General features: G+C 64.9%; 1 protein-coding gene. It reads left to right on the forward strand.

Annotated elements, in window-relative coordinates; translation table 11 throughout:
* Positions 1-817, forward strand: an 817-nt coding sequence (locus O4220_RS27705) for a transposase (RefSeq protein WP_269608747.1), incomplete at its 5' end; no start/stop codon positions are given.
* Positions 818-844 lie beyond the last annotated feature (27 nt).

Here is an 844-nt window from a genome sequence, read left to right on the forward strand (position 1 = left end):
CGGACATCAAAATCTGATCTGGTCCCGTAACCGGCAGACCAACGCGTTGCGCTCGGCGTTGCGCGAGTACTACCCCGCCGCACTCGAGGCCTTCGACAGTCTCCATCACGGCGACGCCGTCGCGGTGCTCTCGCGTGCCGCCTCGCCCGCCGAAGCAGCTCACCTGAGCACAGCGACAATCCGAGCGATCCTGAAACGAGCTGGGAGACAACGCAATATCGAATCACGCGCTGAAGAAATTCGCGTTGCATTGCGTACCGACCATCTCACGGCACCACCTCCGGTTGCCGCCGCATTCGCCGCCACCACCCGCTCGGCGGTCGCGCTGATCGCGGAGCTGAACCGTCAGATCGGCGACCTCGAAGCCGAACTGACCCGCCATTTTGAAACACACCCGGACGCCGACATCTACCTCTCCCTGCCAGGACTCGGTGTCATCCTCGGCGCCCGGGTGCTCGGTGAATTCGGTGACGACGTCGACCGATACACCACCGCCAAGTCTCGCAAGAACTACGCCGGTACGTCACCCCTGACGGTCGCATCCGGCAAGAAGCGCGCCGTCTTGGCCCGTCACGTGCGCAACCGGCGGCTCTACGACGCAATCGACCAGTGGGCCTTCTGCGCCCTCACCCAGAGCCCGGGAGCTCGCGCGTTCTACGACCAACACCGCGCCGCCGGAGACCTCCACCACCAAGCGCTCCGCGCACTCGGCAACCGCCTCGTCGGACTCCTGCACGGTTGCCTACGCCACCACACCAAATACGACGAACACACCGCCTGGGCCCACCGAACAGCGCCACAACCCGCCGCAGCTTGACAAGTTACGGACCTGGGATGTCTAGGG

Source organism: Rhodococcus ruber (assembly GCF_027270735.1).
GTDB classification, from domain to species: Bacteria; Actinomycetota; Actinomycetes; order Mycobacteriales; family Mycobacteriaceae; genus Rhodococcoides; species Rhodococcoides rubrum_A.